The sequence below is a fragment of the Pseudomonas sp. 10S4 genome (assembly GCF_034344865.1).
GTDB lineage: Bacteria > Pseudomonadota > Gammaproteobacteria > Pseudomonadales > Pseudomonadaceae > Aquipseudomonas.
Genome location: NZ_CP133774.1, coordinates 466,855 through 491,836, shown reverse-complemented (window position 1 = coordinate 491,836; position 24,982 = coordinate 466,855). Strand labels below are relative to the sequence as shown.

The following is a 24,982-nucleotide window of genomic DNA, read 5'->3' as shown; positions in this document are numbered from 1 at the left end:
CGCCTGATATACAGATAAGTCCTGATTACGATGGCCCTACTGCAGATCGCCGAACCCGGCCAAAGTCCTCAACCGCACCAGCGTCGTCTGGCTGTGGGGATCGACTTGGGCACTACCAATTCGCTGGTCGCTGCATTGCGCAGTGGTCTTTCCGAACCTCTGGCCGACGCTGACGGGCAGGTCATCCTGCCGTCTGCCGTGCGCTATCACGCCGACCGCGTCGAAGTTGGCGAATCCGCCAAACTGGCTGCCGCTACCGATCCCTTGAATACCGTGCTGTCGGTCAAGCGCTTGATGGGTCGTGGTCTGTCCGACGTCAAGCAATTGGGCGATCAATTGCCATACCGCTTTGTCGGTGGCGAATCGCACATGCCGTTCATCGACACCGTGCAAGGTCCGAAAAGTCCGGTCGAAGTCTCTGCCGAAATCCTCAAGGTGCTGCGTCAGCGCGCCGAGTCGACGTTGGGCGGTGAGCTGGTGGGCGCGGTGATCACCGTTCCGGCCTATTTCGATGATGCTCAGCGTCAAGCCACCAAGGACGCGGCCAAGCTGGCTGGTCTTAACGTGCTGCGTTTGCTCAATGAGCCGACCGCTGCTGCGGTGGCTTATGGTCTGGATCAGCATGCTGAAGGCCTGGTCGCTATTTATGACTTGGGCGGCGGTACATTCGATATTTCGATTCTGCGCCTGACTGGCGGCGTGTTTGAAGTGTTGGCCACTGGTGGCGATAGCGCCTTGGGCGGCGACGACTTCGATCACGCGATCGCTGGCTGGATCATTGAGCGCGCCGGTTTGTCCGCCGACCTCGATCCGGGCGCGCAACGCCATCTGCTGCAAACCGCGTGTGCGGCCAAAGAAGCCCTGACCACGGTCGCAACTGTTGAAGTCGCTTACGGCGACTGGAAAGCCCAGTTGACCCGCGAAGCCTTCGATGCGCTGATCGAGCCGATGGTTGCCCGCAGCCTGAAAGCCTGTCGCCGTGCAGTGCGTGACTCCGGCATCGAGCTGGAAGAAGTGCACGCTGTAGTTATGGTTGGCGGCTCTACTCGCGTACCTCGCGTTCGCGACGCCGTCGCTGAAGCCTTTGGTCGTCAGCCGTTGACCGAAATCGATCCGGATCAAGTGGTGGCCATTGGTGCCGCGATCCAGGCCGATACCTTGGCTGGCAACAAGCGCGATGGCGGCGAGCTGCTGCTGCTCGACGTGATTCCATTGTCCCTGGGGCTGGAAACCATGGGCGGCCTGATGGAGAAGGTGATTCCGCGCAACACCACCATCCCCGTCGCCCGCGCCCAGGACTTCACCACATACAAAGATGGCCAGTCGGCCATGGCGATTCACGTCTTGCAGGGCGAGCGTGAGTTGATCAGCGATTGCCGTTCCCTGGCGCGCTTCGAATTGCGCGGCATTCCGGCGATGGTGGCTGGCGCGGCGAAGATTCGCGTGACCTTCCAGGTCGATGCCGATGGTCTGCTCAGCGTTGCGGCGCGTGAGTTGGGCTCGGGCGTCGAAGCCAGTATTCAGGTCAAGCCGTCCTACGGCCTGACCGACGGCGAAATCGCCAAGATGCTGAAAGATTCGTTCCAGCACGCCAACGACGACAAAGTCGCTCGTGTATTGCGTGAGCAGCAAGTTGATGCCCAGCGCCTGATCGAAGCGGTGCAGGGCGCCCTCGAGGTTGATGGCGAGCGTCTGCTCGACGCCGACGAGCGCATGGTCATCGAGATGCAAGTGCAGGAACTGACCGAACTGATGAAAGGCACCGATGGTTTCGCCATCGAGCAGCAGACCAAGCGTCTGTCGCAAGTGACTGATGCCTTTGCTGCCCGCCGCCTGGACTCGACGGTGAAAGCCGCTCTGGCGGGGCGCAACCTGAATGAAATCGAGGAATAACTGATGCCGCAGATCATTTTTCTGCCTCACGCCGAGCATTGCCCGGACGGTATGGTTGTCGAGGCTGAAACCGGTAAGTCCATTCTCGAAGTGGCTCATGACAACCACATCGAGATGGAAAGCGCCTGTGGCGGCGTTTGCGCCTGCACCACCTGTCACTGCATCATTCGTGAAGGTTTCAACTCGCTCGAAGAAGCCGATGAGCTGGAAGAAGACTTTCTTGATCGGGCCTGGGGTCTGGAGCCGCAATCTCGTCTAGGCTGTCAGGCGATTGTCGGGACTGAAGACCTGACCGTCGAGATTCCAAAGTATTCGCTCAACCATGCAGCCGAAGCGCCGCACTGATTCAAGGAACTGTCATGAGTCTCAAGTGGACTGATGTGCTGGAAATCGCAATACAGTTGGCTGAAAGCAAGCCTGAAGTGGACCCTATGTCGGTCAACTTCGTCGATCTGCGCAAATGGGTGATGGAATTGCCCGAGTTCGACGACAAGCCTGAGCACTGTGGCGAGAAGGTCCTGGAGGCCATTCAGGCCCACTGGATCGAAGAACGCGACTGAGCCACGCTGCAGGTTAGGCAATACCCAAGAACCCGCGTATAATTCGCGGGTTTAATTTTTCACAAATTACCGTTTCTGGAGTTACACCATGGCTGTTCAACGTACTTTCTCCATCATCAAGCCTGACGCTGTTGCAAAAAACGTTATCGGCGAGATCACCACTCGTTTCGAAAAAGCTGGCCTGCGCGTTGTAGCTTCGAAACTGAAGCAACTGTCCAAAGCTGAAGCTGAAGGCTTCTACGCTGAGCACAGCGCTCGTGGTTTCTTCGGCGACCTGGTTGCTTTCATGATCTCCGGTCCGGTTGTCGTTCAGGTTCTGGAAGGCGAAAACGCTATCGCTCTGAACCGTGAGCTGATGGGCGCTACCAACCCTAAAGAAGCTGCTGCCGGCACCATCCGCGCTGACTTCGCTGATTCGATCGACGCCAACGCTGTACACGGTTCGGACTCCGAAGCCGCTGCTGCTCGCGAAATCTCGTACTTCTTCGCAGCTACTGAAGTAACCACTCGCTAAGCATTGGCTTATGAGTGAAGGTGAATCCATGACTACATCGACTGTTAAAACTAACCTGCTGGGTCTGACTCAGCTGGAAATGGAAAAATTCTTCGACTCAATCGGGGAGAAGCGTTTCCGTGCCGGTCAGGTAATGAAATGGATTCACCACCTTGGCGTCGATGATTTCGACGCCATGACGAACGTCAGCAAAGCCTTGCGCGACAAGCTCAAGGTCATTGCTGAAGTTCGCGGTCCTGAAGTGGTCAGCGAGGACATTTCCACCGACGGCACCCGTAAGTGGGTGGTGCGCGTGGCGTCCGGTAGCTGCGTCGAGACCGTTTACATTCCCCAGGGCAAACGCGGCACGTTGTGCGTTTCGTCCCAGGCAGGCTGTGCCCTGGATTGCAGTTTCTGCTCCACCGGCAAGCAAGGTTTCAACAGCAACCTCACCGCCGCCGAAGTCATCGGCCAAGTGTGGATTGCCAATAAATCGTTCGGCAGCATCCCGGCAACCGCCGACCGTGCCATCACCAACGTGGTGATGATGGGCATGGGTGAGCCGCTGCTGAACTTCGACAACGTCGTGGCTGCCATGCATCTGATGATGGATGACCTGGGCTACGGAATCTCCAAGCGCCGCGTGACCCTGTCCACTTCGGGCGTGGTGCCGATGATCGATGAGCTGTCCAAGCACATCGACGTTTCCCTGGCGTTGTCGCTGCACGCACCAAATGACGCATTGCGTAACCAATTGGTGCCGATCAACAAGAAATATCCGCTTAAGATGCTGCTCGAGTCTTGCCAGCGCTACATGGCGACCTTGGGCGAGAAGCGTGTGTTGACCATTGAGTACACCATGCTCAAGGACATCAACGACAAGGTTGAGCACGCCGTCGAGATGATCGAACTGCTCAAGAATGTACCCTGCAAGATCAACCTGATTCCGTTCAACCCGTTCCCGCATTCCGGCTATGAGCGTCCAAGCAACAACGCCATTCGCCGTTTTCAGGATCAGCTTCACCATGCCGGCTACAACGTCACCGTGCGCACCACGCGTGGTGAAGACATCGATGCCGCGTGTGGCCAATTGGTAGGGCAGGTGCTGGATCGCACCCGTCGCAGCGAACGTTATATCGCGGTGCGTGAATTGAGCGCCGAGAACGATTTGGCACAGAACGCCGCGAACAATAATTAAGAGAGGATCTCTATGTCCCTGCGCTTTGCGCTGCTTGTGCTGTTGGCCAGCCTCTGTGCTGGTTGTGTCCTGTCGGGCGATTTCAACCCGATGAAGACCAGCAAGGGCCGCGACGAAGCGCGTGCCGCCTACGTGCAGCTGGGGCTGGGGTACTTGCAGCAAGGGATGACCGAACGGGCGAAAGTGCCGTTGAAAAAGGCGCTGGACCTGGATAATTCGGACCCTGACGCCAACGCGGCGCTGGGTCTGGTGTTTCAGGCAGAGATGGAGCCGGAGCTGGCCGATCAGCACTTTCGCAAAGCGCTGTCTTCCCGTCCCACCGATGCACGTATCCTGAACAACTACGGCAGTTTTCTGTACGAAGAAAAACGATACAAGGAAGCGTACGAGCGCTTTGAGCAGGCCGCCGCCGATACCCTGTATCCTGAGCGTTCTCGGGTGTACGAAAACCTGGGCATGACCGCTTCCAAGCTTGGCCAGCGTGATCTGGCCCAGCAGCAACTGGAAAAAGCCCTGCGTTTGAACCGTCAACAACCACGCGCATTGCTGGAAATGGCTGAGTTGTCTTACGAAGACAGGCATTATGTGCCCGCACGTGACTATTACGACCGTTTTAGCCTGCTCACCGAGCAAAATGCACGTAGTCTATTGCTCGGCGTTCGGCTCGCAAAAGTGTTTGAAGATCGCGACAAGGCCGCCAGTTTTGGCCTGCAATTAAAACGACTCTATCCCGGTACGCCGGAATATCAGCAATACCTGTCGGAGCAATGATGAAAGCGGCGCATCCCGAAGTTGTAGCAGCGAATCGCGTTAACCCCGGTGAGACTTTGCGCCAGGCCCGCGAAAGCAATGGCTGGTCGCTGGCCGAAGTGGCCCTCAAGCTCAACCTCACCGTTAATTCCCTGGGTAATCTGGAATCCGGCGCTTTCGACAAGCTGCCAGGGCATACCTTTGCTCGCGGCTATATTCGCGCTTACGCCAAATTGCTCGGCATGGACCAGACCGTTCTGGTCCAACAATTCGACCAATCCACCGGCACCGACTCCCAGGGCAGCAACGTCCATAGCCTGGGTCGTATCGAAGAGCCGGTTCGGGTTTCCCACACCATTTTGCGAATTGTCAGCCTGCTGTTGCTGATCGCGGTGATTGGTGGTGGTTTTGTCTGGTGGCAGGATCAAACCTCGCTGCGCACCAAGGACCTGGCCAGCCTGACTCCGGAACACGTTGAAGTCGAAGGCGCCGACGGTACCACTCAGATCCATCCGCTGGACGAGCCAGAAGACCAGGCTGTCGCGCAAGGTCAGACTGAAGGCGCGACCACGCTTGCCTTGCCGCAAGCCGAGACCTCGGCTGAAGCACCGACCGAAGCAGAGCCGACCACGCCTGCTCCAGCACTCGCAGCCCCGGCTGTAACGCCTGCGGCACCGGTTCACAATGCTGCGCCTGTCGTTGCGACTCCAGTAGCTCCAGCACCGGTTGCTCCGGCGCCGGCCATGGCTGCTCCGGTTGTTGCTGCACCCGCCGCGACTGCCGCAGGCACCCCTGTGGCTCCAGTGGCCGGCCAGGGTCAGGTTCAACTGCTGTTCACCGCTGATTGCTGGACGCAAGTGACTGACGGCAGCGGCAAAGTGCTGTTAAGCGGTCTCAAGCGCAAAGGCGAAAACGTTTCTGTCAGCGGCAAGCCACCCTTTGCCGTACGTCTGGGCTTCGCCCGTGGCGCGCAAGTCAGCTACAACGGTCAGGTGGTTGATGTCGCTCCGTTCACCAGTGGCGAGACTGCTCGCCTGAAGTTGGGTCAATAAGTCATGCACGGCGAATCTCCAATCAAACGTCGCGAATCCCGCAAGATTTGGGTCGGTAACGTGCCTGTTGGCGGCGATGCGCCTATCGCTGTGCAGAGCATGACCAACAGCGACACCAATGACGTGGCCGCCACCGTGGCCCAGATCAATCGCCTGGAAGCCGCTGGCGTCGATATCGTGCGCATTTCGGTGCCGGACATGGACGCTGCCGAGGCATTCGGCAAGATCAAGCAACTGGTCAAGGTGCCGTTGGTTGCCGACATCCACTTCGACTACAAGATCGCTCTGCGCGTAGCCGAACTGGGCGTTGACTGCCTGCGCATCAACCCGGGCAACATCGGTCGTGAAGATCGCGTGCGTGCGGTGGTTGATGCCGCTCGTGACCGCGGGATCCCGATCCGCATCGGCGTGAACGCCGGTTCCCTGGAAAAAGACCTGCAAAAGAAATACGGCGAGCCGACCCCGGCCGCGCTGGTCGAGTCGGCCCTGCGTCACGTCGAGCACCTGGAACGCCTGAATTTCAAGGACTTCAAGGTCAGCGTGAAGGCTTCCGACGTGTTCATGGCCGTCGCCGCCTATCGCTTGCTGGCCAAGGAAATTGTCCAGCCGCTGCACTTGGGTATCACCGAAGCCGGCGGTTTGCGCTCTGGCACGGTGAAATCCGCCGTGGGCCTCGGTATGCTGCTCGCCGAAGGGATTGGCGATACTATTCGCATCTCGTTGGCGGCTGACCCGGTCGAGGAAGTGAAAGTCGGCTACGACATTCTCAAATCCCTGCACCTGCGTTCCCGTGGTATCAACTTCATCGCCTGCCCGAGCTGCTCGCGGCAGAACTTCGATGTGGTCAAAACCATGAACGAGCTGGAGGGGCGCCTCGAAGATCTGTTGGTGCCGCTGGATGTCGCGGTCATCGGTTGTGTGGTCAACGGGCCGGGCGAAGCCAAGGAAGCCCATATCGGCTTGACTGGCGGCACGCCAAACCTGATTTACATCGACGGCAAGCCGGCGCAGAAACTGACGAATGATAATCTGGTGGATGAGCTTGAACGCTTGATCCGCCAGAAAGCGGCCGAAAAGGTCGAGGCCGACGCAGCTGTAATCGCTCGCGGCTGATCGAACGAATTTAAGGATTTATAGTGAGCAAGTCTCTGCAAGCCATTCGTGGCATGAACGACATCCTGCCCGAGCAGACTCCCCTGTGGCGTCATTTCGAGGGCACTGTCTCGCGTCTGCTGGATAACTACGGTTACAAGCAGATCCGCATGCCGATCGTCGAATTCACCGAGCTGTTCAAGCGCTCCATCGGTGAAGTGACCGACATCGTCGAAAAAGAGATGTACACCTTCGACGACCGCAACGGCGACTCCCTGACCCTGCGCCCTGAAGGCACGGCGGCCTGTGTGCGTGCGGTGCTCGAGCACGGCATCACCGGCGGTGGCCAGGTGCAGAAACTCTGGTACATCGGCCCGATGTTCCGCCACGAACGTCCACAGAAAGGTCGTTATCGCCAGTTCCACCAGATCGGTTGCGAAGTCTTCAACCTGGATGGTCCGGACATCGATGCCGAGCTGATTGTGCTGACCTGGCGTCTGTGGGGCGAGCTGGGCATCCGTGATCGGTCAAGCTTGAACTCAACAGCCTGGGGACTGCTGAATCCCGCGGTCGTTATCGCGAAGCCCTGGTTGAGTTCCTCTCGGCGCACCTGGACAAGCTCGACGAAGACAGCCAACGCCGTCTGAAAACCAACCCGTTGCGGGTTCTGGACACCAAGAACGCCGACACTCAAGCGGTATTGGTCGACGCGCCGAAAATGGCCGATTACCTCGACGACGAATCCCGCGTGCACTTCGAGGGCCTAAAGGCTCGCCTCGACACTGCCGGCATTCCTTACGTGATCAACCCGAAGCTGGTTCGCGGGCTGGACTACTACAGCAAGACCGTTTTCGAATGGGTCACCGACAAGTTGGGCGCCCAGGGTACCGTGTGTGCCGGTGGCCGTTACGACGGTCTGGTCGAGCAAATGGGCGGCAAGCCGACCCCGGGCGTTGGTTTCGCCATGGGCATCGAGCGTCTGGTGCTGTTGCTGGAAACCCTGGAGCAGATCCCGGAAGAAATCTCCCGTCAGGTCGACGTCTACCTCTGCGCCTTCGGTGAAGCTGCCGAGTTGGCCGGTCTGGCCTTGAGTGAACGTGTTCGTGACCAGTTGCCCAACCTGCGCCTGCAAGTCAATGCCGGCGCCGGCAGTTTCAAAAGTCAGTTCAAGAAAGCCGACAAGAGCGGTGCGCTGTATGCGCTGATCCTTGGTGACGACGAGATGGCCCAGCAAGTGGTAGGTTTCAAACCCCTGCGTGGCCAGGGCGAACAACAAAGCATTGCCTGGGATGCGCTCGCTGCACACCTGGCCACCTGCGTCGTGCAGGGTTGAAGCTGTCAAACAGCCGATTTAGCGATTAAGGAGTATTGGGGTGTCGAGTACCGAAGACGAACAACTGGCGGATTTTAAGGACTGGTGGACACGTAACGGCAAGCCCCTGGTCACTGGCGGCCTGTTGGCGCTGGTCATCGTGTTCGGCTGGCAGGCCTTCCACAAGTATCAGAGCAATCAGTCGCAAGGCGCCTCGATTCTCTATCAGCAACTGCTGGAAACCACGCTGACGCCTGACGGCAAGCCTGACGCAGCCCGTGTTGCGGACCTGGCCGGCAAGCTCAACAGCGAGTTCGGCGGTTCTGCTTATGCGCAATACGGCAGCCTGTTCGTGGCGAAAGTTGCGGTCGACAGCGGCAAGCTGGACGACGCAGCCAGCGAGCTGAAAGCCATTACCGACAAACCGGCCAACCCGGCGCTGGGCGAAATCGCCCGTCAGCGTCTGGCGCAGGTGCTGGCGGCGCAGAACAAGGTCGAAGACGCCCTGAAACTGCTTGAAGGCGATGCCGACAAGTCGTTCCTGGCCACTCGCGAAGAACTCAAGGGCGACCTGCTGGTGCAGTTGGGTCGTACTGACGAAGCGAATACGGCGTATCAAAAAGCCAAGGCAGCACTGTCGGATGAAGCGGCAGTCGGCGGCCTACAAATCAAGCTGGACGACCTGGCCAAAGGGGATGCGTGACGTGATCCGTTGGAAACATGCAGCATTGCTGGCTCTGGCCATTTTGGCCGCGGGTTGCAGCAGCAACAGCAAAAAAGAATTGCCGCCAGCCGAACTGGTCGACTTCAAAGAGGAAGTGGTCCTGCACAAGCAGTGGAGTCGTTCGATCGGTGACGGTCAGGGCGAAACCTACAACATGCTGGTGCCGGCGATCGATGGCGATACCATCTATGCCGCCGACGTTACAGGCGTTGTGGTGGCGATGGACCGCAACACTGGCGACGTGAAGTGGAAGAAAAAGCTCGACCTGCCTGTCTCCGGCGCCGTTGGCGTAGGTTATGGTCTGGTTACGATCGGTACGCTCAAGGGCGAAATCGTTGCCCTTGACGCCACCAACGGTGAAGAGAAGTGGAAGGCTCGCGTTTCCAGCGAAGTTCTCGCACCGCCCGCCAACAACGGTGACGTTGTGGTGGTTCAGACTCAGGACGATCGTCTGATCGGCCTGGATGCTTCAACCGGTACCCAGCGCTGGTTGTATGACAGCACGCCAGCGGTCCTGACCCTGCGCGGCACCAGTGCGCCAATCGTCACCAACCGCCTCGCGGTGGCTGGCCTGTCGACCGGTAAAGTGGTCGCTCTCGACATTACCAACGGCGTGCCGGTGTGGGAACAGCGGATTGCGATTCCACAGGGTCGTTCGGAACTGGAGCGCGTGGTCGACATTGACGGTGGTCTGCTGCTTTCCGGCGGTACACTGTACGTCGCCAGCTACCAGGGTCGCGTTGCGGCACTGGACCTGGAAAGCGGTCGTCAGCTCTGGCAGCGTGATGCTTCCAGCTATGCGGGTGTCGCCCAGGGTTTCGGCAGCGTTTACGTGAGCCTGTCTTCGGGCACCGTTGAAGGCGTCGACGAACGTTCTACCACAGCCTTGTGGACCAACGATTCGCTGGCTCGCCGTCAACTGTCGGCTCCGGAAGTGTTCTCCAGCTACGTTGCAGTCGGCGACATGGAAGGCTACCTGCACCTGCTGAGCCAGGTGGACGGTCGCTTCGTCGGCCGCGAACGCATCGACAGCGACGGCCTGCGCGCCCGTCCGCTGGTGGTGGGTGACACGATTTATGTGTATGGCAACAGTGGCAAACTGGAAGCCCTGACCATTAAGTAAAGATTTGACTATGCTTGGGGTTTAACCCCCAAGCGGCCTTGTTCTGCAAGGCTCGCAGCGCTTCCAAGCGCTGCCCCGAGCACCAGCCGCTGCCTCGCAGCGGCTTTTGTATTTTCTGAAATAACGAAGTGGAGAGCCGCATGGTTCCCGTAATCGCCCTGGTGGGCCGCCCGAACGTCGGCAAGTCCAGCCTTGTTCAACCGCCTGACCAGGACTCGTGACGCCATCGTCGGCGACTTGTCCGGTCTGACCCGTGATCGCCAATACGGTGAGGCCAAGTGGCAAGGGCGTTCCTACATTCTGGTCGACACCGGCGGTATCTCCGGTGACGAGCACGGTATGGACGAAAAAATGGCCGAGCAGTCGCTGCTGGCCATTGAAGAAGCCGATGTCGTTCTGTTTCTGGTAGATGCCAAGGCTGGTTTCACCGCCGCCGACCAGATGATCGCCGAGCATTTGCGCAAACGTAACAAGCGTTCCTACGTGGTTGCCAACAAGGTCGACAACATCGACCCTGAAATGGCCCGCGCCGAGTTCGCTCCGTTGGGCATGGGTCACGCGATTCCAATCGCCGGTGCCCACGGTCGTGGCATCACCCAGATGCTGGAAATTGCTCTCAGCACTTTCCCGAAAGACGAAGAAGAGTCGGAAGACGGCGAAGAAGAGATCGTTGCTGAAGGCGAGGAAGCCAAGCGCATTCCTGGTCCAAGCGAAAAAGACGGGATCAAGATCGCCATCATCGGCCGACCCAACGTCGGCAAGTCGACCCTCGTCAACCGCATGCTCGGTGAAGACCGGGTAATCGTTTATGACGAACCCGGCACCACCCGCGACAGTATCTACATCCCGTTCGAGCGTAACGACGAGAAGTACACGCTGATCGACACCGCCGGTGTGCGCAAGCGCGGCAAAATCCACGAAGAAGTTGAAAAATTCTCCGTGGTCAAAACCCTGCAAGCGATCAAAGACGCCAACGTGGTGATCTTCGTGATGGACGCCCGTGAAGGCGTCGTGGATCACGACCTCAACCTGCTGGGCTTTGCCATCGAAGCGGGTCGTGCGCTGGTTATTGCGATCAACAAGTGGGACGGCATGACGCCGAGCGAGCGCGACTTCGTGAAGGTCGAGCTGCAACGTCGTCTGTTCTTCGTCGACTTCGCCGACATCCACTTCATCTCGGCCCTGCACGGCACTGGCGTAGGTAACCTTTACGCGTCGGTACAGAACTCGTTCAAGTCCGCGGTTACCCGCTGGCCGACCAACCGCCTGACCCAGATTCTGGAAGATGCGGTTGGCGAGCATGCGCCGCCGATGGTCAACAACCGTCGGATCAAGCTGCGTTATGCCCACTTGGGTGGCGCGAACCCGCCGATCATCGTGATTCACGGTAACCAGATCGAGAAGGTGCCGAAGTCTTACGTCCGTTACCTGGAAAACACTTACCGTCGTGTCTTGAAGCTGGTCGGTACGCCGATCCGCATCGAGTTCAAGGGCGGCGAGAACCCGTACGAAGGCAACAAGAACTCGCTCACCGACCGTCAGGTCAACAAGAAGCGTCGCATGATGTCGCACCACAAAAAAGCCGACAAGAAGCGCCGCGACAAGCGTTGATTGCTGGTTCCACACCCTTTATGTGTGGGGCTTGTTGTGGTGAGGGGGCTTGCCCCCGTTCGGCTGCGAAGCAGTCGCAAATCGATCGAGGTGTTCAGTCACTTACACCTCGATTGCAGATTTGGGGGCCGCTTCGCGACCCAACGGGGCAAGCCCCCTCACCACAGGTTATGCGATGAATGTTTTAGAAGAGGGGCGCCTGTTGGCACCCTTTTTTATGGGCGCCGTTTGGGCTATCCTCGGGCTCTCCCGCGCCGCCGTTAGAGCCGGGTGTAGAGCAGGGAATCACCGATGATCACCAGTAAGCTGCCGAATGTCGGCATCACTATCTTCACTCAGATGTCTCAACTCGCGGCGCAAACCGGGGCAATCAACCTGTCCCAGGGGTTTCCCGATTTCGACGGTCCTCAGGCGCTGCGTGATGCAGTCGGTCGGCATATCGCCAGCGGCCACAACCAGTATTCGCCGATGACCGGCCTGCCGGTGTTGCGGCAGCAGATTGCGGCGAAGATCGCCCGCAGCTATGGCGCCCAAGTGGATGCCGACCATGAAGTGACCGTCACCCCCGGCGCGACCCAGGCGATCTTCTGCGCGATCCAGGCAGTTATCCACAGCGGCGATGAAGTCATCGTGTTTGATCCAGCCTATGACAGCTACGAGCCGGCGGTTGAGTTGGCCGGTGGCCGTTGCGTCCATGTGCAGTTGGGTCTGAAAGACTTCGCCATTGACTTCCAGAAGCTCGCTGAGGCCCTGAGCCCGCGAACGCGGATGATCATCCTCAACACCCCGCACAACCCGAGCGGTGCGCTGATCAGTCGCGCCGAGCTGGATCAACTGGCAGCGCTTATCCGCGACCGTGACATCTATGTGATCACCGACGAGGTCTACGAACACCTGGTGTTCGACGGTGTGCCCCACGTCAGTGTTCTGGCCCACGAAGAACTGTATAAACGTGCCTTCGTCGTCAGTTCGTTCGGCAAGACTTACCACGTCACTGGTTGGAAAACCGGCTACGTCGTTGCACCACCGGCCCTCACGGCGGAGCTGCGCAAGGTCCACCAGTACGTCAGTTTCTGTGGTGTGACACCGCTGCAATATGCGTTGGCCGATTACATGGCCGAGCATCCGGAACACGTCGAAGAATTGCCCGGTTTCTATCAGGCCAAGCGCGATCTGTTCTGCGATCTGCTGACGCCATCGCGTTTTAGCTTCACTCGAGTAACCGGCACCTATTTCCAGTTGGTCGATTATTCGCAGATTCGCCCGGACCTCAACGACGTCGAAATGGCCATGTGGATGACCCGCGAACACGGCGTGGCGAGCATCCCGGTTTCGGTGTTCTACCAAAACCCACCGGTCGGCCAGCGCCTGGTGCGGCTGTGCTTCGCCAAACGCGAGGAGACCCTACGTGAAGCAGCGGAAAAACTATGCGTGATCTGAGTGCGCTGCCCAACCTGAACATCGCTCTGATCCAGACCACCCTGGCCTGGCATGACCGCCAAGCCAACCTGGAGCATTTCGAGCAGTTGCTGGAACAGGCCCGCGGTGCGGACCTGATCATCCTGCCGGAGATGTTCACCACCGGGTTCTCCATGCAATCCGAGACCCTCGCCGAGGCGGAGAACGGCCCGACCACTAAATGGCTGAAGGTCCAGGCTGCGAAGCTCGATGCCGTGATCACCGGTAGCGTGATCGTTCAGGCGGCTGATGGCAGTCACCGCAATCGCCTGCTTTGGGCGCGGCCGGACGGTGATGTGTTGCATTACGACAAGCGCCACTTGTTCCGTATGGCCGGCGAACACAACCACTACACTCCTGGCGAGCGCCAAGTGCAGTTTGAACTCAAGGGCTGGCGGATTCGGCCGCTGATCTGCTACGACCTGCGCTTCCCGGTCTGGAGCCGTGATGCTCAGGACACCGACTTGCTGCTGTACACCGCCAACTGGCCGGGTGCACGGCGTCAGCACTGGAACCGTTTGTTGCCGGCCCGGGCAATCGAGAACCTCTGCTATGTGGCGGCGGTGAACCGGATTGGTACTGACGGCAAGGGCTTTGCGTATACCGGCGACAGTCAGGTTCTGGATTTCCAGGGCGAGACATTGCTCAGCGCAGGCGAAGCGGATGGCGTGTTTCAGGCGGTGCTGAATGCGGCGGAACTGGCGGCTTACCGCACGCGGTTTCCAGCGAATCTGGATGCTGATACCTTCGAGTTCACCTGACCGATCGTTCCCACGCTCTGCGTGGGAATGTAGCCCGTGACGCTCCGCGTCACTGGACGCGGAGCGTCCCTTGAGGCATTCCCACGCAGAGCGTGGGAACGATCAACAAAAAGGCCCCAAGGTTCTCACCTTGGGGCCTTTTGCATTTCAGCGAAGGCTTACGCCGCTTCTTTCGCTTCCGGCTGGCTCAGCGAGCGGTTCAGTGCGCTAAACAGCGCCTTGAAGCTGGCGGTGGTGATGTTTTCATCGATACCTACGCCGTGCACCGCACGCTGACCGTCAACCCGCAGTTCAATGTAGGCCGCAGCTTTGGCATTGGTGCCCGCGCCGATGGCGTGTTCGTTGTAGTCCATGATTTCCACCGGGATCGGCAGGCCAGCCACCAGTGCTTCCAGGGCGCCGTTGCCCTTGCCGCGCCAGTGCAGGTTGGTTTCGCCCTGGCCCTTGCCAGAGACTTCCACTTCGACCGAACTGTTGCCGTTCTCTTCCTGCAAGCGATGGCTGACCAGTGCGTACGGGGTGTTGGCCTGCAAGTACTCGCTGTGAAGCAGCGCGTGAATTTGCTGGGCGGTCATCTCCAGACCGAGGCGATCGGTTTCTCGCTGCACCACCTGGCTGAACTCGATCTGCATGCGGCGCGGCAAGCTGATGCCGTATTCCTGTTCCAGCAGGTAAGCGATACCGCCCTTGCCCGACTGGCTGTTGACGCGAATCACCGCTTCGTAGCTGCGGCCGATGTCGGCCGGGTCGATCGGCAAGTACGGCACTTCCCACAGGGTGTCCGGTTTCTGCTGGGCGAAGCCCTTGCGGATGGCGTCCTGGTGGGAGCCGGAGAACGCGGTGTGAACCAGGTCGCCAACGTACGGGTGACGTGGGTGCACCTGGATCTGGTTGCACTCTTCGACGACTTTGCGCACGCCGTCGATGTCGGAGAAGTCCAGCTCAGGGTGAATGCCCTGGGTGTAGAGGTTCAACGCCACGGTGACCAGGTCGACGTTACCGGTGCGCTCGCCGTTGCCGAACAGGCAACCTTCGACACGGTCAGCGCCGGCCATCAGGCCCAGCTCGGTGGCGGCCACGCCAGTGCCACGGTCGTTGTGGGTGTGCAGGCTGATGATCACGCTGTCACGACGGTTGATGTGACGGCCGAACCATTCGATCTGGTCGGCGTAGATGTTCGGGGTCGCGCATTCGACGGTGGCTGGCAGGTTGAGGATCACCTTGTGCTCAGGCGTCGGGTTCCAGACTTCAATGACTGCGTCGCAGACTTCTTTGGCGAACTCGAGCTCGGTGGCGCTGAAGGTTTCTGGCGAGTACTCGAAGGTCCACTCGGTGTCCGGCTGCTGGGCGGCGTATTTGACGAACAGCTTGGCAGCGTTCACGGCGATGGCCTTGATCCCGTCCTTGTCCTGGTTGAAGACAATGCGACGGAAAGAAGGGGAGGTCGCGTTGTACAGGTGAACGATGGCTTTCTTCGCGCCGCGCAGGGATTCGAAAGTGCGCTCGATCAAGTCTTCACGGCCCTGGGTCAGCACCTGAATGGTGGTGTCGTCCGGGATGTGGCCGTCTTCGATCAGGGTACGCACGAAGTCGAAGTCGGTTTGCGAAGCCGCCGGGAACGACGCTTCGATTTCTTTCACGCCGACTTGTACCAGGGTTTTCCAGAAACGCAGCTTTTTGACCGCGTCCATTGGCTCGATCAGCGACTGGTTACCGTCGCGCAAGTCCGAGCTGCACCAGATCGGCGCGGCGGTGATGGTCTTCGACGGCCAAGTGCGGTCCGGGATGTCGATGGTCGGGAACGCGCGGTATTTCGAAGACGGGTCTTTGAGCATGCTCATCGGGAAATCCTTATTGTGTGGGCCGAAAAAGGCGGCCTGCCGGTGGATCAAAAGTGTTTGGGGAAACGTGTAAGGCGAGGCACCGCAATTCAGCCCGGCAGTCGTGCACTGACGAGGCACAGGCTGCGGTGCTGGCGAAGCTGAATGAGGGTGTGAGAGGTTTTCATGTCTTCAACCCTAACCGCCGGGGTTAAGGTTGGCAAGCAGTCGAAAGAAATTGAGAGGAATACCCGAAAAGCCGGGTTTTGCGAGATTTTATTGCTGTGATGTGGCGTGATTGTTTTGATGTTTGCGCGAGGTTTGGCTGGTGCGCAATTGAAAGTTTGTGCGGATGGCCTGACAAGCACAGCTATTCTTAAAGCCTCAACAAGACGACTGGCAAGCAGGAGTCGGTAATGAACGAGTCTGATTGGAAGCTGTACAGCGCGCTGCGTCCGGTGGCCCATGAACGAATGTGCATTCGGATCATGGAGGAGGTCGAGCGCACGGTGCTGGATAAAAGCCTGGCGCCCTATGATCGAATCGAGGCCAGCGAGGAACTGCTGAAGGCCGGGCAAAAGGAGTTGTACTGGGCGTTTGGGGTTTTCAGGTTCTCGCGCCATGAGGCCAGTTCTCACTTGCTGGGGCTGTGTGCCCGTGAGTTGGTCACGCCTGAGGAATTAGCAGGCTTCTCGGAGGAGACGCAGGCCTGGATCAAGGAGTGTCTGGCGCATAGGGAGGTCCATGGGATTGAGGACCTGGAGGCGGAATAAGCGGCGCCAGTGATGCCGCCTTCGCGAGCAAGCCCGCTCCCACATTTGACCGGTGTGAATACGGGATGTGTGTACACCGAAAATCCACTGTGGGAGCGGGCTTGCTCGCGAAGAGGCCACGAGCCTCACCCATTAATCAAGGCTGAAACGCCCCAATAAAAATCGCCGGGTCGACCCGAGCATCATTCAGACTGACATTCCAGTGCATATGCGGCCCGGTCGCTCGCCCGGTCGAACCGACCTTGCCAACCACGCCACCACGGGCCATTTGCTGCCCAACCTTCACATCAATTTTCGACATGTGGCAGAACATGCTGATAAAGCCCTGGCCATGGTCGACAAACACGGTGTTGCCGTTAAAGAAGTAGTTACCGATCAAAATTACCTTGCCCGCCGCCGGCGTCTTGATCGGCGTACCCGCAGGCACCGCAAAGTCCAGCCCCGCATGAGGATTTCGCTCCTCACCATTAAAGAATCGACGTACACCAAACTTGCTCGACAGCGGGCCATTGACCGGTTTGTCCAGCAGCAGGTTGCTCGGGGTGACGGGGCTGAAGCTGCGATAAGCCTGGATTTGTTCTGCCAGTTCGCCTTCGATACGCTTCAGATTCTCCGGGTTTGGATTGACCTGCTGGGTGTTCTTCAGCGTGATGTGCTGTTCCGGGTATTTCTTGTTGCCGACCGTGAAGCTCAGATTACGGCCGCCGCTGTTCACTTGCTGGGTCCCCGGTTTGACCGTTAACGGCACACCGACGATCGCCAGCCAATTGCTCTGTTCCTTGACCACCAGCACCGGTTTGCCTTGATACGTGGCTTTCGGCGCCTGGGCACCGGTGCCCAGGTCCACCACGGCCACGCCGCCCGGCACCGGTTTGTTCAACAGGCGGGTGATGTAACTGTCAGCGTGGGCGTTGAAGGTCAGGCACAACAAAAGCAACGGAGCTAAAAAACGTGGCATGGATCAATCCAGTAAAGAAAGGGTGACAGGCGTCAGGTGATTGTCTTCGACGCGAACTTGCAGCTCGCCATCGCCCAGTTTGGCTTTCAGGCGCTGGCCGTTGTGGGTCTGCTCGGCGCTGCGGATCGCGTTGCCACGCTCGTCCAGCAGAATGCTGTAGCCACGGGCGAGGGTCGCCAACGGACTGACCACTTGCAGTGTCTGCACCTGGCTTTGCAGTTGTAGGCGACGGCTTTTGAGGCCTTCGCGGATGGCCCGGGGCAGGCGTTCGGCGAGACTGTCGAGGCGCTGGCGCAGCATCGCCAATTGCCGACCTGGATGTTGCCCGGCGAGGCGGGTTTCCAGGCGGATCAAGCGTTCGCGACGGGTATTGAGGCTGCGCTCGAAGGCGCGGCGCATGCGCATGTCCAGATCGTCCAGGCGTTGCGCTTGTTGGCGTAGGCGTTCGCCGGGATGGCGCAGGCGACGGGACATGCCTTCCAGGCGCAGGCGATCGCGCATCAAGCGGTCACGGATGCGCATGACCAAGCGGCGATGCAGGCTTTCGACCCGGCGCACCAGATCGCTGGAGTCCGGCGCCAGCAGTTCGGCAGCGGCGGAAGGCGTCGGGGCGCGAACGTCGGCGACGAAGTCACTGATCGAGACGTCGGTTTCATGACCGACGGCGCTGACAATCGGCGTCACGCAGGCGTCCACGGCGCGGGCCACGGCTTCTTCGTTGAAACACCAGAGGTCTTCCAGCGAGCCGCCGCCACGGGCCAGGATCAGCGCATCGAAACCCCGGGCGTCCGCCAGTTTCAGGGCGCGGACAATTTGTGCAGTGGCTTCGCGACCCTGTACGGCGGTCGGGATCAGCGTCAGTTGGATCTGCGGCGCGCGGCGGCGGAACACGCTGATGATGTCGCGAATCACCGCGCCGGTGGGCGAACTGATGATGCCGATGCGTTGTGGATGCGCCGGCAGCGGCACTTTGCGTTCGGCACTGAACAGGCCTTCGGCGCTGAGTTTTTCTTTCAGCGCATCGAAGGCCAGGCGCAGGGCGCCGTCACCGGCCGGCTCCACAGTGTCGAGGATCAGTTGATAGTCGCCACGGCCCTCGAACAGCGAGACCTTGCCACGGACCTTGACCGCCAGGCCATCCTTCAACGCTTGGCGAACCTTAGCGGCGTTCTGCCGAAACAGTGCGCAACGGACCTGGGCGCCACTGTCCTTGAGGGTGAAATACACATGGCCGGACGCCGGGCGGGCGAGGTTGGAGATTTCGCCTTCGACCCAGATATTGCTGAACACGTCTTCCAGCAACACCCGCGCGCGGCCGTTGAGCTGGCTGACAGTCAGGACTTCACGGTCCAGGCCGAGTCTTGCAAAGGGATCTTTAATCATGGGGCGCATGATAAAGGCATTCGGCGAACAATCTCCATGCGTACACACAAATCCCTTGTGGGAGCGGGCTTGCATCGCGAAGACGGTGTGTCAGTCAGCGTCAATGTTGAATGTTAGGCCGCTTTCGCGAGCAAGCCCGCTCCCACAGGGATTTGTGCAGATGTTGATGAAGTGTTGGATCAGGGGCGGAGGATTTTGAGCTGCAGGCGAGGGCGACGGTGCTGTGGCAATCCGGGTCGGCCAGTGGCAGGAAATGGATGTCGGGCGGGGCAATGTCTTGCAGCGATTCCGGCAACAGCGCAATGCCGAACCCGGCCTGAATCAATTGCAGTTGCGTGGTTTTGCGCGACACCACCCGAGCGGCCTTGGGGAAAAAGCCCTGGCGCATGCATAACTCGGCAGACAAGTAACTCAAGCCACCACGCTGCGGATGAGGAATCGAGATAAACGCCTCATCCTTCAACTGCGCCAGATCGATGCCTTGAGTGGACTTATCCACAGCCAGTGGATGATTCGGTGGCACGGCCAGCAGCAAACGCTCGCTATATAAAGGAACAATCTGCACGCCTTCGCGCTGACGCAGCACTGGCAAGCGCAACAGACCGACATCCAGACGACCTTCGGCCAGCTCTTCCAACTGCGCTTCGGAGGACAGTTTGACGATGTCCATGGACACGCCGGCATGCTGATCCAGATAAGCGCTGATGCCCCGCAACAAGCGGCCGCTCATCGGCACCGTACTGGAATGGCTCAGGCGCAAAGTGCCGAGTTGACCGTTGCCGACCTGAGTCGCCATCTCGCTGGCCTTGGTCAGCTCAAGCAACAGGTTTCTGGCCCGGGGCAAAAAGGCTTCACCAGCGGCGGTCAGTCGGGGCTGGCGCGCGGTGCGTTCGAACAGTGGTGTTTGCAGGCGGGTTTCCATGTCCTTGATCTGCCGGCTCAGGGCGGACTGTGCGATAAACAGGCGTTCGGCCGCAGCGCTGAAACTGCCGCACTCGGCGATTTCCACGAAGTAACGCAATTGGCGGGTTGAAAGCACGAGGCATGCCTTTTCGAGATGGGTTGGCGACTTTGAAGATATTAGTCGCAACGCTTGGCGCTGGCTAAAGTCATCACAGGTATTCAAGGAAAGCCTGCAAATGAATGTGCTTGAGATGTTGAACCAATGGCCGTTCGGTGCGACGGCTTGGTTGGTGATCGGACTGGGCATCGTCCTGGCGTACATCGTGTTTGGCATTGCCGGGTTTGGCACCGCGCTGGTGGCCGGGCCGATCCTGATCCTGTTTATGCCGCTGTCGAAAATCGTGCCATTGCTGGTGCTGCTGGATTTTGTCGCGGCCTTCGGCAATCTGCTGCCCTCGCGGCGGGATGTGGACAAACCCGAACTGCTGCGGCTACTGCCGTGTATGGCGGTGGGCTGCACGTTGGGGGTGATTTTCCTGTTGAACCTCAAATCCGATTTGTTGTTGCTGTTGATGGGGCTGTTTATCAGCGCCTATGCGGTGTACAGCTTGTGGGTCAAAACCCGTCCGACACAGTTGTCTGCCGGTTGGGCAGTGCCGATGGGCACGGTGGGCGGGATGTTCGGGGCGTTGTTTGGCAGCGGTGGCTTTTTATATGCGATCTATCTGAACAGTCGCCTGCCCAAGGACGCGGCCCGGGCGACCCAGAGTGCGCTGATCAGTTGCAGCACCGTGGTGCGTTTGAGCCTGTTTGCCGTCGCGGGTGTGTATGCCGAGCTACCCTTATTGGTATTGGCCGTGTGCTTGTTACCGGCCATGGCGCTGGGGTTGTGGATCGGCCGGCGGTTGACGATGAAGCTGTCCCGGGAGGCCTTTGTAAGGCTGGTGACCTGGTTGGTGCTGGCCAGCGGCATTGCCTTGATCGGGCGGTATTTGAGTACTTGACCTGAGTGTGTCAGGGATTAAGCTGCCGGCCGCAGATCCTGTGGGAGCGAGCTTGCTCGCGATGGCGGTGGGTCAGGCAACATTAATGTTGGCTGCAATGCCCTCATCGCGAGCAAGCTCGCTCCCACAAGGGTGATCATTCAGTATTTGCAGGCTTGCACCATGAATTCCCAAAGCATCATCGTCCCGAAAATCTCCACGTTGCCGGTGCACGAACCCCGGGCCCGGGCAATCGTTCGGTGGCTGGTGCGCAAGAACATTATCAAAGAAGAGCTGACGACCTGTGGGCGCACCGGTAATCGCATGGGTTACGCACTGGCTGACGGCGCGCGCGCCGTGGTCCTGCATCCGGAAGCGCTGCCGTTCGGTGAGCCGATCAATGGCCTGGAAATCATCACCAAACGCTGCATCTACACGCCGGCCAAGGGTTTCCTGGAAGAGGCGGGTTGCGCCGAGTGCCGCAAGGAAGTTGGTGAAGCGCTGTTCGAAAGCCTGGAAGAGTGGATGCCGGGGCGCACCGACAACTTCACCTGCCCCGAGTGCGGGCATGAAGATGACATCAACGGGTTTCTGTTTTTGCAGGAATGCGGTTTCTCAAACCTGGGTTTCATCTTCAACAACTGGGCCGAGGCCGGGTTCAAGCAGAGCTTCATCGATGAATTCGCCGATTGGCTGGATCAACCCGTGAGTTGGGTGAAGGTCGAGTTATAACGTCGGGGGGACACCGTAGGAGCTGCCGAAGGCTGCGATCTTTTGACCTTGATCTTCGACGGAATTGAAATCGCTGAAGATCAAAAGATCGCAGCCTTCGGCAGTTCCTACAAAAAGCCGCAGACCCTGCAGATCCGCTCGGCAATCCCCGTATATCAGTAATGCCAATAATAGACAGAGTTTTACATTGAACCCGAGGGGGTGTCTGACTATAATGGCGCGCTTCCATTTTCCCGCTCGGGAGCCCCCGCGATGCTGCGTATCAGCCAAGAAGCTCTGACATTCGACGACATTCTCCTAGTGCCCGGTTATTCCGAGGTGCTTCCTAACGAAGTCAGTCTCAAGACCCGCCTAACCCGTGGCATCGAGCTGAATATTCCTCTGGTTTCTGCCGCAATGGACACCGTCACTGAAGCCCGTCTGGCAATCGCCATGGCTCAGGAAGGTGGCATCGGCATCATCCACAAGAACATGACCATCGAGCAGCAAGCTGCCGAAGTTCGCAAGGTCAAACGTTATGAAGCCGGCGTGGTCAAGGACCCGATCACCATCGAGGCTGACGCCACGGTTCGTGAACTGTTCGAACTGACCCGCCTGCACAACATCTCCGGCGTTCCGGTACTGCACGATGGCGACCTGGTCGGCATCGTCACTTCCCGTGACGTACGTTTCGAAAACCGTCTGGAAGCCACTGTCCGTGAAGTGATGACGCCTAAAGAGCGTCTGGTCACGGTCAAGGAAGGCGCCGACAAGAACGACGTCCGCGAGTTGTTGCACAAACATCGCATCGAACGCGTACTGATCGTCGACGACAAGTTTGCCCTCAAAGGCATGATGACCGTCAACGACATCGAAAAAGCCAAGGCTTACCCGCTGGCCAGCAAGGACGATCAAGGTCGTCTGCGTGTAGGCGCTGCGGTCGGCACCGGTAAAGACACCGGCGATCGCGTTGCAGCACTGGTTGCTGCCGGCGTTGACGTGGTGGTGGTCGACACCGCACACGGTCACTCCAAAGGCGTGATCGACCGCGTTCGCTGGGTCAAACAGAATTTCCCTGAAGTGCAGGTCATCGGCGGCAACATCGCTACCGGCGCTGCTGCTCTGGCTCTGGCCGAAGCTGGCGCTGATGCAGTCAAGGTCGGTATCGGTCCTGGCTCGATCTGCACCACTCGTATCGTCGCCGGTGTCGGCGTCCCGCAAATCAGTGCCATCGCCAACGTCGCCGCTGCCCTTGAAGGCACTGGTGTTCCGTTGATCGCCGACGGCGGCATCCGTTTCTCCGGTGACCTGTCCAAGGCTATCGTTGCCGGTGCTTCCTGCGTGATGATGGGCTCGATGTTCGCTGGTACTGAAGAAGCACCGGGCGAGATCGAACTGTTCCAGGGTCGTTCGTACAAGGCTTACCGCGGCATGGGTTCGCTGGGCGCCATGTCCCAGGCTCAAGGTTCCTCCGATCGTTACTTCCAGGATTCCTCGGCAGGCGCCGAGAAGCTTGTACCTGAAGGCATCGAAGGGCGTGTTCCGTACAAGGGCACCCTGAGCGCCATCATCCATCAACTGATGGGCGGCCTGCGTTCCTCGATGGGCTACACCGGCAGTGCCGACATCGAAGAAATGCGCACCAAGCCTGAGTTCGTGCGGATCACCGGCGCTGGCATGGCCGAGTCCCACGTTCACGACGTACAGATCACCAAAGAAGCGCCAAACTACCGCGTAGGTTGAGGCTTCCAGCAATAAGTTAAGTAACCGGGGCTGTTTTATTCAGCCCCGAGTTGTTTCTGATTCACTAGACGAGACTGACTTCATGGCCCTCGACATTCACGCCCACCGCATCCTGATCCTCGACTTCGGTTCCCAGTACACCCAACTGATCGCCCGCCGTGTGCGCGAGATCGGCGTGTACTGCGAACTGCATCCGTTCGACATGGACGACGAAGCGATTCGCGAATTCGCACCGAAGGGGATCATCCTCGCCGGCGGCCCCGAGTCCGTACACGTCGCCGACAGCCCGCGCGCACCGCAAGCTGTCTGGGACCTGGGCGTACCAGTCTTCGGTATCTGCTACGGCATGCAGACCATGGCTGAACAGCTGGGTGGCAAGGTCGAAGGTTCCGAGTTGCGTGAGTTCGGTTATGCCCGCGTTGACGTAGTCGGCAAGAGCCGCCTGCTCGACGGCATCGAAGACCACATCGACGCTGACGGCCTGTTCGGCCTCGACCGTGTGGATGAGCCACGGTGACAAAGTCACCAAGATGCCTCAGGAATTCCACATCCTGGCCAGCACCCCGAGCTGCCCGATTGCCGGCATGTTCGACGACGCTCGCGGCTACTACGGGGTGCAGTTCCACCCGGAAGTAACCCATACCAAGCAGGGCGGTCGCATCCTTTCGCGCTTCATCCTCGACATCTGCGGCTGCGAAGCCCTGTGGACGCCTTCGAAAATTGCCGAAGACGCCATCGCCAACATTCGCGCCCAGGTCGGCACCGGCAAGGTCATCTGCGGGCTCTCCGGCGGCGTCGACTCCGCCGTGGCCGCGGCGCTCGTGCACAAGGCCATCGGCGACCAGCTCGTCTGCGTCTTCGTCGACCACGGCCTGCTGCGTCTGCACGAAGGCGAGCAAGTCGATGGCCATGTTCGCCGAGAACATGGGCGTCAAGCGTGATCCGCGCCAACGCTGAAGATCAGTTCCTGAACAACCTGGCTGGCGAAAGCGACCCCAAGAAGAAGCGCAAGATCATCGGCCGCGAACTTCATCGACGTATTCGATGCCCAGTCCAACAAACTGGACAACATCAAGTACCTCGCCCAAGGCACTATCTACCCGGACGTGATCGAGTCGGCTGGCGCCAAAAGCGGCAAGGCTCACGTGATCAAGTCGCACCACAACGTGGGCGGCCTGCCGGAAGAAATGAACCTGAAACTGGTCGAGCCGCTGCGCGAACTGTTCAAGGACGAAGTCCGTCGTCTGGGCCTGGAGCTGGGCCTGCCGTACGACATGGTCTACCGTCACCCGTTCCCGGGCCCGGGCCTGGGCGTGCGGATCCTCGGTGAAGTGAAGAAGGAATACGCCGACCTGCTGCGTCGCGCCGACCACATCTTCATCGAAGAACTGCGCAAGGCCGACTGGTATCACAAAGTCAGCCAGGCATTCGTGGTGTTCCAGCCAGTCAAATCGGTTGGCGTTGTTGGCGATGGCCGTCGTTACGCCTGGGTAGTTGCCCTGCGTGCCGTAGAAACCATCGACTTCATGACCGCGCGTTGGGCTCACCTGCCTTACGAACTGCTGGAAACCGTCAGCGGCCGCATCATCAATGAAATCGAAGGCATCTCCCGCGTTACCTACGACGTGTCGAGCAAGCCGCCAGCGACCATCGAGTGGGAATAATCCCTCACGCTGACCGC

At 59.3% G+C, this 24,982-nt stretch carries 20 protein-coding genes and 3 pseudogenes; 19 read left to right on the top strand and 4 right to left on the bottom strand.

Features of this window, described 5'->3' with window-relative positions:
• Positions 1-30 precede the first annotated feature (30 nt).
• From hscA to RHM58_RS02185, 14 genes and pseudogenes are all read left to right on the top strand, one after another.
• On the top strand, positions 31-1,893 hold the full coding sequence (hscA, locus tag RHM58_RS02250) for a Fe-S protein assembly chaperone HscA (protein ID WP_201206456.1): 1,863 nt from the start codon (positions 31-33) through the stop codon (positions 1,891-1,893).
• Between the two features lie 3 nt (positions 1,894-1,896).
• A complete protein-coding gene (gene fdx, locus RHM58_RS02245) occupies positions 1,897-2,238 on the top strand; it encodes an ISC system 2Fe-2S type ferredoxin (RefSeq protein WP_133840209.1) in 342 nt (113 codons plus the stop codon).
• Between the two features lie 14 nt (positions 2,239-2,252).
• Positions 2,253-2,453, top strand: coding sequence for a Fe-S cluster assembly protein IscX (gene iscX, locus RHM58_RS02240; protein ID WP_201206454.1), 201 nt, complete (start codon positions 2,253-2,255; stop codon positions 2,451-2,453).
• A gap of 88 nt (positions 2,454-2,541) precedes the next feature.
• On the top strand, positions 2,542-2,967 hold the full coding sequence (gene ndk, locus RHM58_RS02235) for a nucleoside-diphosphate kinase (protein WP_007916882.1): 426 nt from the start codon (positions 2,542-2,544) through the stop codon (positions 2,965-2,967).
• Between the two features lie 28 nt (positions 2,968-2,995).
• On the top strand, positions 2,996-4,144 hold the full coding sequence (gene rlmN / locus RHM58_RS02230; RefSeq protein ID WP_201206452.1) for a 23S rRNA (adenine(2503)-C(2))-methyltransferase RlmN: 1,149 nt from the start codon (positions 2,996-2,998) through the stop codon (positions 4,142-4,144).
• A 12-nt stretch (positions 4,145-4,156) separates the two neighbouring features.
• Positions 4,157-4,915 (top strand): type IV pilus biogenesis/stability protein PilW, encoded by a 759-nt coding sequence (gene pilW / locus RHM58_RS02225; protein WP_322269562.1) that lies wholly within the window; start codon positions 4,157-4,159, stop codon positions 4,913-4,915.
• Positions 4,915-5,946 (top strand): RodZ domain-containing protein, encoded by a 1,032-nt coding sequence (locus tag RHM58_RS02220; RefSeq protein ID WP_201256476.1) that lies wholly within the window; start codon positions 4,915-4,917, stop codon positions 5,944-5,946. Before pilW ends, RHM58_RS02220 begins: the two co-directional genes overlap by 1 nt.
• A gap of 3 nt (positions 5,947-5,949) precedes the next feature.
• A complete protein-coding gene (gene ispG, locus RHM58_RS02215; protein ID WP_133840204.1) occupies positions 5,950-7,059 on the top strand; it encodes a flavodoxin-dependent (E)-4-hydroxy-3-methylbut-2-enyl-diphosphate synthase in 1,110 nt (369 codons plus the stop codon).
• 23 nt (positions 7,060-7,082) lie between these two features.
• Positions 7,083-8,371, top strand: a pseudogene (gene hisS / locus RHM58_RS02210) (histidine--tRNA ligase).
• A gap of 40 nt (positions 8,372-8,411) precedes the next feature.
• Positions 8,412-9,053, top strand: a complete 642-nt coding sequence (locus tag RHM58_RS02205; RefSeq protein WP_201193725.1) for a tetratricopeptide repeat protein — start codon at positions 8,412-8,414, stop codon at positions 9,051-9,053.
• On the top strand, positions 9,046-10,197 hold the full coding sequence (gene bamB / locus RHM58_RS02200; RefSeq protein WP_201206444.1) for an outer membrane protein assembly factor BamB: 1,152 nt from the start codon (positions 9,046-9,048) through the stop codon (positions 10,195-10,197). The genes RHM58_RS02205 and bamB overlap by 8 nt, the downstream gene beginning before the upstream one ends.
• A gap of 140 nt (positions 10,198-10,337) precedes the next feature.
• Positions 10,338-11,808, top strand: a pseudogene (der, locus tag RHM58_RS02195) (ribosome biogenesis GTPase Der).
• 291 nt (positions 11,809-12,099) lie between these two features.
• Complete coding sequence (locus RHM58_RS02190) at positions 12,100-13,248, top strand: pyridoxal phosphate-dependent aminotransferase (protein WP_322269559.1); 1,149 nt, start codon at positions 12,100-12,102, stop codon at positions 13,246-13,248.
• Positions 13,236-14,027, top strand: coding sequence for an amidohydrolase (locus RHM58_RS02185; protein WP_201206438.1), 792 nt, complete (start codon positions 13,236-13,238; stop codon positions 14,025-14,027). Before RHM58_RS02190 ends, RHM58_RS02185 begins: the two co-directional genes overlap by 13 nt.
• A gap of 158 nt (positions 14,028-14,185) precedes the next feature.
• Here RHM58_RS02185 and leuA read toward each other — a convergent pair whose 3' ends face one another.
• Complete coding sequence (gene leuA / locus RHM58_RS02180; RefSeq protein WP_201206435.1) at positions 14,186-15,868, bottom strand: 2-isopropylmalate synthase; 1,683 nt, start codon at positions 15,866-15,868, stop codon at positions 14,186-14,188.
• Positions 15,869-16,263: 395 nt separating this feature from the next.
• Here leuA and RHM58_RS02175 point away from each other — a divergent pair, with 395 nt between their 5' ends.
• On the top strand, positions 16,264-16,620 hold the full coding sequence (locus RHM58_RS02175; RefSeq protein ID WP_201256475.1) for a hypothetical protein: 357 nt from the start codon (positions 16,264-16,266) through the stop codon (positions 16,618-16,620).
• A 136-nt stretch (positions 16,621-16,756) separates the two neighbouring features.
• Here the strand turns inward: RHM58_RS02175 and RHM58_RS02170 are convergent, their stop codons facing one another.
• From RHM58_RS02170 to RHM58_RS02160, 3 genes are all read right to left on the bottom strand, one after another.
• The gene (locus RHM58_RS02170) at positions 16,757-17,578 is read right to left on the bottom strand and encodes a peptidoglycan DD-metalloendopeptidase family protein (RefSeq protein WP_322269557.1); all 822 of its coding nucleotides are present in this window, start codon (positions 17,576-17,578) and stop codon (positions 16,757-16,759) included.
• 3 nt (positions 17,579-17,581) lie between these two features.
• Entirely contained in the window at positions 17,582-18,961 is a 1,380-nt protein-coding gene (xseA, locus tag RHM58_RS02165) for an exodeoxyribonuclease VII large subunit (RefSeq protein ID WP_201206431.1), read from the bottom strand.
• Between the two features lie 100 nt (positions 18,962-19,061).
• The gene (locus RHM58_RS02160) at positions 19,062-20,000 is read right to left on the bottom strand and encodes a LysR family transcriptional regulator (protein ID WP_322269556.1); all 939 of its coding nucleotides are present in this window, start codon (positions 19,998-20,000) and stop codon (positions 19,062-19,064) included.
• Between the two features lie 100 nt (positions 20,001-20,100).
• Here RHM58_RS02160 and RHM58_RS02155 point away from each other — a divergent pair, with 100 nt between their 5' ends.
• From RHM58_RS02155 to guaA, 4 genes and pseudogenes are all read left to right on the top strand, one after another.
• Positions 20,101-20,868, top strand: a complete 768-nt coding sequence (locus RHM58_RS02155) for a sulfite exporter TauE/SafE family protein (protein ID WP_322269554.1) — start codon at positions 20,101-20,103, stop codon at positions 20,866-20,868.
• Between the two features lie 162 nt (positions 20,869-21,030).
• Positions 21,031-21,579, top strand: coding sequence for a sugar ABC transporter ATPase (locus RHM58_RS02150; RefSeq protein ID WP_201206426.1), 549 nt, complete (start codon positions 21,031-21,033; stop codon positions 21,577-21,579).
• Between the two features lie 252 nt (positions 21,580-21,831).
• Entirely contained in the window at positions 21,832-23,301 is a 1,470-nt protein-coding gene (guaB, locus tag RHM58_RS02145) for an IMP dehydrogenase (RefSeq protein WP_322269553.1), read from the top strand.
• An 82-nt stretch (positions 23,302-23,383) separates the two neighbouring features.
• Positions 23,384-24,965, top strand: a pseudogene (gene guaA / locus RHM58_RS02140) (glutamine-hydrolyzing GMP synthase).
• Positions 24,966-24,982 lie beyond the last annotated feature (17 nt).